This window comes from Mycobacterium sp. TH-M25 (assembly GCF_057473665.1).
Genome location: NZ_JBYCLA010000131.1, coordinates 1 through 7,890, shown reverse-complemented (window position 1 = coordinate 7,890; position 7,890 = coordinate 1). Strand labels below are relative to the sequence as shown.

Sequence of the window (7,890 nt, the reverse complement as noted above, 5' to 3'; positions counted from 1 at the left end):
GATGTAGAGCCGCCCCACTGCTCGGGCGCCTTCGCCGAGATCGCTAGGAAGAACTCACGCGCCTGGCAGGAGATCGCGGAGAAGTTCGAACCCAACTCGCACTGAAATAGCGTGCAGGGCGCATCAGTGTGCCGCGCCGACGGCCAGGAAAGCGCAGCCGATGACGGCCAGTGTGATCGCGACATCGCGTCGGCGGCGCGATCGAATCCATGCGTGCAGCGCGACTACCGTCCGGGCGGTTCGGGTGGGCGCCATCAGATAGGCCAGCAGCGGAATTTCCACCAGCGCGAATGCCACCACGTTGAACACCACCAAGACCGCGACCTGTGTCGGCGCGGCGGCCCCCGAGGCCAGAATCATCGCCAGCGCGGCCAGGTAATCCACTGACGGCAAAGCGATGCTGAGGCCCGCGATCGCGGCCACCGACAACGAGTCGCCGTTCAACAGTCTGGTGGCCGGCTGAGTCAGTTTCGCGCGATGCCGACCGAGTCGCCCGACCACGTCGAAGCCGACGACCGCGGCGACGCACAACACCAGCAGGCCGATCACGACCTGCACTCGGGGCACCGTGACCAAGGACGTCCCGAGCAGGATGCGCCGCAATACGAACAGGACGGTCAGGCCCACGGTCATTCCCATGGCGAATCCGCCACACAAAAACGCGAACAGCTGAAGCGCGGGCCTCGGCCTGTTCAGCATGAGCACCGTCATACCGATGCGAAAGGGTTCGACACTGACGGCAAGCGCCATTATCAGGACAGTTGCCAGCATGAGGTGATTCTGGTGTCGCGCCCCCGCTCGGGCTAGACGTCCAGCCGCGCGAACTGGCCCTGTCGGTATTGCTCGACGCAGGTCGCGCGGCGGATCTTGCCGCTCGTGGTGGTGGGAATGGAGCCGGCCGGAACCAGGACGACGTCACCGACATTCAGCCCGTGCGCGTTGGAGATCGCCGCTGTCACGCCGCTTCTGACCTCGCTGAGCCGGTGGCATAGATCCTCGGCGGCCTCGCCGCGCTTCTTCTTCACCTCGATGACGGTGACCAGTTGCTCGGTGCTGTCTATCGGGACCGAGATCGCCGCGACGCGGCTCTGGGAGACCTGCTGAACCGTCGCCTCGATGTCCTCGGGGTAGTGGTTCCGCCCGCGGATGATCAGCAGGTCTTTGATCCGGCCGACGATGAACAACTCGCCGCCGGAGATGAACCCCAGGTCGCCGGTACGCAGCCACGGGCCGTCGGGGGTGCCGGGCGAGGGGTCGCTGAGGATGGCGCCGAAACAGGTCTGCTCTTCCGGCGGCTTACTCCAGTAGCCTTCGGCGACATTCTCGCCGTGCACCCAGATTTCGCCGACCAGGTCTGGCGGGCACTCGCGGTGCGTCTCGCTGTCGACAATGCGCAGCTTCGGTGACTGCGGCACCCGGTAGCTGACCAGCGCGGAGCCGCGACCCGGCGCGCAGCGCTCGACGCGGCCCGCGCCGAGCTGGTCGACGTCGAAGTGCGTGGCCGGGTTGTCCTCATGCCAGGTGCCCGTGGTGACGAAGACGGTGGCCTCCGCCAGACCGTAGGACGGCCGCATCATGTGGTCTTTGAAGTTGAAGTGCGAGAACCGGTCCACGAAGCGCTGCAGGGTGGCCGGCTCGACTCGCTCGGCGCCGCTGATGATGCCCAGCACGCCACCGAGATCGAGTCCGGCCAGGTCGGCGTCGGTGGTCTTGCGGGCCGCCAGGTCGAAAGCGAAGTTGGGTGCCGACGACCACGCGTGGGGATTCTCGGCCAAGGCGCGCACCCACCGGGCCGGGCGCTCCAGGAAGCCGACCGGGCTGGTCAGCTGCGCGTGATAGCCGCCCAGGATCGGGGCGCAGACCCCGAGCACCAGACCCATGTCGTGGTAGAACGGCAGCCACGACACCAAAGTGGTATCCGATGGAACTTTGGAGCCCGCAAAAAAGCTGCCCATCAGCTGCTCGAAATTCACCGTCAGATTGCGGTGCGACATCATCACGCCGGTCGGGGTTCGCGTGGAACCCGAGCTGTACTGGAGATAGGCGATAGTCGGCGCATCGCCGGTTGAAAGGCTGGGCCCGCCTTCGGCTTCCAGACTCAGCGAATCGATCTCGACGATCTTCGGCGCGGTGTCCATCGGGGATTGGTCGACGTAATCGCCGACGTCCTCCGCCGCCGCGGATGTCGTGAGGACAACCGACGGCGCGGTGTCGCCGAACACCGCAGCGACCCGGTCATAGCTCGAGCCGCGATGAGGCAGGGGCAACGGCACCGCGATCAGCCCGGCCTGCATGGCCCCCAGGAAAGCCCGGATGTAATCCAGACCCTGCGGGGCCAGGATGACCGCGCGATCGCCGACCGATCCGTGGGCGCGGATTTCACGGGCCACCGCCAGCGTCTGACGAGACAGTTGTGACCAGGTCAGGGTCTCCGAGACGCCGGCATAGTCCTGCTCGTAATCGGTGAAGGTGAAAGCGGGCTCGTCGGGCCGCAGACTGGCACGCCCGTGGAGCATGGAGAGGATCGTCGATTGAGACATGTGTTGTCCGTACTGATCGTCGAAGTAAGGGCTCGGACTCAGTGTCAGCTGGACGCTTCGCCCGCACCGTGGGACAGCACGGACATGGCGCCACTGAGAATCTGCGACAACGGGTCGGCACCGCCGCCGAACGTCGCCTGGTTCGCCGGCGCCGTGACCTCCGCCGGGTCGAAGCCGATTGTCGGATCCACCTGAATCGGCGCCGTCGCCGGATTGTCGTTACGAATGTAGCCCGCATTGACCCGCGGGATGAGGATCGCGTCGAGCTTGTTGAGCGTGACCTCCGGGATGCCGAGGTATTTGAGCGGCATGACCAGCGGGAGGTGCTTCTCGGGAACCATGATCGTGGTGTCTTTAGCACCCCGCGAGTTGACGGAGGTCCGGATGTTCTGCGGTGGCACCATGCTCGCGTTGGTGAACGCCACCGCGGTGTGCCCCGTGGCCAGGCCCATCAGCGTATTGGCGAAGGCGAACATGTTGTCCGGCCGGTCGGGGAAGTCCGCGATCGAGTCGTAGGCGGCCACGAAGCGGTCGGTGTCGTACTGGCTCTCGTAGTGCGCAGGCATGGTGTAGTCCAATGCCGGGACGACGCTGCCGACCGGGAAGGTGGCGGTCAGGAAGCTCTGCCCGAAGGCGTGCTGCCCGATCGGGTCGCCGAAGGTGGCGAAATTCAGCGTGTTCGGCGGGGGAGCGTCGGCGGCGGTGGCCAGCCGTTGCTGCTCACCGTCGACCACGAACCCGCCCTCGGACAGGCCGATCGCGGTACCCGGCCGACCGGTGCTGCGGATCGCCGCGTCGAGGTTGTCGACGCCGACGTCGACCGATTGGCCGACACTGGGGCCGTCCAGACCCAGTCCCGGGAATTGCTGGTCGACCTTGTCGATGTCGGGGCGTAGACCCGGGAAGAGGCGCGCCAACACGTGGCCCTGCACCTGCCCCGCCGGGTAGCGGACGATCTGTCGCTGCTGGCCGGGGAACCACTGCGCGCCTTCCATCTTGATGTACTGGTCGTAGGGAATTCCCAGTACGTGGGCGCCACCCAGCGCGTAGGCGGTCTGATCGCCCGGGGCTCCGGGGGTCGGCGGTCCACCGATCGGTGTGTCGTCGGCCGCTGCGGTCCCACCGCCGAAACATCCTGTGGCGCCAACGACTACCAGCGCTGCTACTCCTGCGAGTAGTTTCTTCATCCCTACTCCTGACCCGTCGGGTTCGTCTCGTAGTTTCACATACACGGGGGTTGCTCGCTAACTGGGTTGGGACTGTGCGCGGGCGGCTGTCGACCTCGACGACGGCCACCAGTTCGCCCGTCCGACCAGCGCCGCGATGGCGGGCACGGTGACGGTCCGGACCAGGAACGTGTCGAGCAGAATCCCCACTCCGATGACGAAACCGCCCTGAACGACGGTGCCGATGCTGGAGAACAACAGGCCGGCCATCGAGGCGGCGAAGATCAGGCCGGCCGCGGTGATCACGCCGCCCGTCGAGCTCAGGGTGCGGATGATGCCGTAGCGCGCGCTGTGCGGAGACTCGTCACGCATCCGCGAGACCAACAGCATGTTGTAGTCGGCTCCCACCGCAACCAGCACCACGAACGCCAACGGCGGCACGCTCCAGTGCAGTTGCTCGCCGAGGATGAATTGGAAGAACACCGTACCGATCCCAACCGCCGACAAGTAGGAGATGACGACGGACGCGACCAGGTACAGCGGCGCGACGATCGCCCGCAACAGCACGATCAGCGTCAGCAACACGACCAGCAGGGTCGTCGCGATAATGAAGCGGATGTCGTGCCGGTAGTAGTCGCGAGTGTCCTTCAGGCCGACGGTGTAGCCCGCCATCGAGATCTTGGCATCGGACAACGCGGTGTTGGGTTGGGCGCCCTTCGCGGTCGCCAGGATCGCGCTGACCTGGTCCATCGCCTCGGTGCTGAACGGGTTGAGCTTGGTCTGGACCAGGTACCGCACCGAATGGCCGTCGGGGGAGATGAAGACCTTGGCCGCGTTCTGGAATTCCGGCAAGTGCAGCAGCTGCGACGGAATGTTGAATCCGGCCATCGCCGGATGGGCGGCGTCTTTCTTCAGCGACAGCAGAAACGTCGCCGACTCGCTGAGCCCGGCGCCCAACTGCTTGACCTGGTCGACGAGGAGGTTGACCGCGTCGGCAATCTGGCGGCTGCCCCCGGCGAACTGTCCGGCGCCCCCTTGCAGCTGGTCCAGGTTCGCCTGCAGGCCACCGGGCTGGTCCACGCCCAGTGCTTTCAGCACGCCGGTGAGCTTGGTGATCGCGGCCCGCATTTTGTCGGTTGAGGCCTTGAGTTGCTTTTTGTCCGGGTAGTCGGCCATCTGCCGGGCCAGGTCGTTGATCGCGTCGAGGTCTTGCTGGTTGCGGCCGCCGAGCAGCTGCTCGAACACACCGCGGGCGTCGGCGCAGGACTCGTTGAGGTCGCAAACCGGGTTGCCCTGCAGGGCGGTCAGCACCGGGCCGATCCACTCGACCAGGTTTTTCGCCCCGGTGTAGTTCCAGCCCATATCATTGCTGATCGCGTTCACGTGGTCGACGAGCTGGGCCGCGAGGTCGACCTCGTGGACCAGCGTCTCGCCGCTGTACTGGTCCTTGGTCGAAGTGAAGGTGTTCTCGAGCTGCTGGACGCTGGCGGCGAGTTCGCCGATCTGGCCTTGCACCTGTTCGAGCTTGTCGGCCAGCGTGACGGACCCCTCGGACAGTTGGTTGAGGTCGCTGGTGTGATCGTTGATCAGGGTCGATCCACTGGCCAGGAAGGAGCCGATGGCGCCCGCCTGATAGGTGGCCCGGAACTGCTCCGGCACGTTTCCGGTGGGCCGGGTGATACCGCTGATCGCGGCGATGTTCGGCAGCTGGCTGACCCGGTCGGCCAGCTGCTCCAGATCGGCCAGTGCCTGCGGATCACGCAGGTCACGCGGTGACTGGATGAAGATGTACTCCGGAATCGACTGGTTCACCGGGAAGTGACGATCCAGCGCCGCATACCCGATCGAACTCGCGGCGGACGCGCTGAGCGCTTTGCGGTCGTCGTAGTTGTAGCGGACCAGGCCCGCGCAGCTGGCCAGCAGGGCCAACACGATCAGGCTGGCGACCAGGTGGGTCCGCGGCCGGCGCACGATGCGGATGCCGGACCGGCGCCAGACCCGCGCGGTCAGCTCGCCCCGCGGCCTGACCCAGCCGCGGGGACCGGCCAGTGCCACGATGGCCGGCAGGAGCGTCACCGCGGCCAGGAACGCGATGGCGACACCGATCGCCGAGGCGATACCGACGGTCTGAAAGACGCCCATGCGGGCGAAGCTGATGACCAAGAACGTGATCCCGACGGTGCTGGCGGATGCGGTGATCACCTTGCCGATCGAGACCAGCGCCTTCGTCAGCGCCGTTTGGTGATCCTCACCCAACCGCAGATAGTCGTGATATCGACTGATCAGGAAGACGGCATAGTCCGTTCCGGCGCCGGCCATGATCGCGCTGAGGAAGACGATCGACTGATTCGAGACGCCGGCGCCGGTCAAAAACGAATAGGCAGCCACCGCCGCCTGGGCGATCACCAGCGACAACGCGATGGTGATCAGCGGCAACATCATGGTGATCACGCTGCGATAGACGACCAGCAGCACGATCAGCACCAGTACGCCGATGGCCAGTTCGATCGGCATCCGGTCCTGCCGGCCGGCGACGGTGAGGTCGGCGACGGTGCCGGCGGGCCCGGTGAGATTGGCTTTCAGCGAGGTTCCGGCGACGGCGTGGTCGACGACGCCGGTGATCTGCTGGAACGCCTGGTAGGACTTGGGCGTGCCCAGTTCCCCGGCCACGCCGACCGGCAGCACCCAGGCCTTGTTGTCCTTGCTGGTGACGATCGACTTCAGTGGCGGCGTGCTGATGAAGTCCTGCAGCATGACCACGTTCTTGGTGTCTTTTCCCAGCGTGTCGACCAGGTTGCGGTAGGTGGTCTCGTCGGCGGGGCTCAATCCCTTGTCGTCGGTCAAGACGACCAGCAGCAGGTCTTCAGAACCCGCATCGTGGAACGCCTCGGTCATTTTGCGCGCGGTGACGTTCGACGGCGCATCGCTGGGCAGGATCGCCAGCGGGTGCTGTTCGGACATCTGGTTCAGCGACGGGAACGACAGCGGCAGTGCCACCGCGACCGCGATCCATACCCCGATCACCACCCAGGGCCATCGCACCACGAAGTCAGCTAGCCGTCGCATACAGGTCTTTCCCCCCAGTCGGCACGGCCATCCGCGATCGAAACGCCCACGTCAGGCGACGCGTCCCCAGTGTCCGCTGTCGGCGACGCGCGTGCACACGAACCTCATCGCCTCCATGTAGCGGGTCGCCGACTTCAGGGCGATCGGGTTGTCGGGATGCATGATCGCCATCACCGTGCCCTCTTTGTACCGGAAGATATAAATAGTCAGCTGGTAGGAGAATCGCCCATCCGGGTAGATCCCGATGTTGTCCGCCAAACCCAGGTCACCCGCCGCGAGGATAGCGTTCAGCGGAGCGGCCCCGCCGTGTAGGAAGTTCGACACCGGAAAGTTCGGTTGTGGCCACTTCAACCAGGGCGCCAACTCCAGCACGCGGTAATACGGCACCCGGGCCATGTCCAGACCCGAGTCGAAGGATGTCTGTGCCGCGTAGGCCGCCTCGTTGAACGACGTCGCCGCGATCGGGACGGTGATCGGGATCAGGCCGGTGAACCAGCCCTGGGTCATGAAGTTGTCGGCGCCGGTGCGCGAATCCCGCGGCGTCAGCCCGTAGTAGGTGAGGGCGCCGGTGAATTCGTGCTCCACCAGGGCCAGACACGCGTAGATGCCACCGACGAAGCGCGCGCCGGCCGTCTGACACGCCGCTTCGAACCGCTCCGCCTGCGCTGGGTCCATCAGCAGTTCGGAAGACATTTCGCTGCTGAGTGTCCGCTCCGGATCCCCCAGCGGGAGGGGGAACCCGGGGAAGCCGCCGTCGTTGTTCTCGGCGAAGTCGATCCACGCCTGCACGCCCGGCGAATCCAGCGTCAACTGCGCGGTGGCTTCGCGCTCGCGCACGCAGAAGTCGTCGAAACTGCCGGCGTCGGGAAGCTCCAGTGCCTCACCCCCGCTGCTGAGCGCGGCATACATACCGTTGGCTTCCATCATCGTGGTGCCGATCAGCGTCGCATCCCCGTGCACATGGTCCATCGCGACGAAGAACGTGAACTGGCCCTCGCGTTGCACGATCCCGAAGGTGAAGCAGCCCCACTCGAACGGGCTGGGGATCGCGGTGGTGTGCTCGCGGATCTCGTCAACCGTCAGGTGGCCCTGGTTGACCGGCTCGAATTCGATGTCGG

At 65.8% G+C, this 7,890-nt stretch carries 5 protein-coding genes; all 5 read right to left on the bottom strand.

Annotated elements, in window-relative coordinates; genetic code table 11:
• Positions 1–123: 123 nt before the first annotated feature.
• Complete coding sequence (locus AC2VOU_RS04485) at positions 124–771, bottom strand: GAP family protein (protein ID WP_486956266.1); 648 nt, start codon at positions 769–771, stop codon at positions 124–126.
• A gap of 32 nt (positions 772–803) precedes the next feature.
• Positions 804–2,540: an AMP-binding protein gene (locus tag AC2VOU_RS04480; RefSeq protein ID WP_486956265.1), complete on the bottom strand. Its 1,737-nt coding sequence runs from the start codon at positions 2,538–2,540 to the stop codon at positions 804–806.
• Positions 2,541–2,584: 44 nt separating this feature from the next.
• Complete coding sequence (locus AC2VOU_RS04475; protein ID WP_486956264.1) at positions 2,585–3,727, bottom strand: PE-PPE domain-containing protein; 1,143 nt, start codon at positions 3,725–3,727, stop codon at positions 2,585–2,587.
• A gap of 57 nt (positions 3,728–3,784) precedes the next feature.
• Positions 3,785–6,772, bottom strand: coding sequence for an MMPL/RND family transporter (locus tag AC2VOU_RS04470; protein ID WP_486956263.1), 2,988 nt, complete (start codon positions 6,770–6,772; stop codon positions 3,785–3,787).
• Between the two features lie 51 nt (positions 6,773–6,823).
• Positions 6,824–7,890, bottom strand: a 1,067-nt coding sequence (locus AC2VOU_RS04465; RefSeq protein WP_486956262.1) for a condensation domain-containing protein, incomplete at its 5' end; no start/stop codon positions are given.

Coding starts and splice junctions, on each gene's coding strand:
- AC2VOU_RS04475 (WP_486956264.1), bottom strand. CDS start 3,727: ATGAAGAAACTACTCGCAGGAGTAGCAGCGCTGGTAGTCGTTGGCGCC.
- AC2VOU_RS04480 (WP_486956265.1), bottom strand. CDS start 2,540: ATGTCTCAATCGACGATCCTCTCCATGCTCCACGGGCGTGCCAGTCTG.
- AC2VOU_RS04485 (WP_486956266.1), bottom strand. CDS start 771: ATGCTGGCAACTGTCCTGATAATGGCGCTTGCCGTCAGTGTCGAACCC.
- AC2VOU_RS04470 (WP_486956263.1), bottom strand. CDS start 6,772: ATGCGACGGCTAGCTGACTTCGTGGTGCGATGGCCCTGGGTGGTGATC.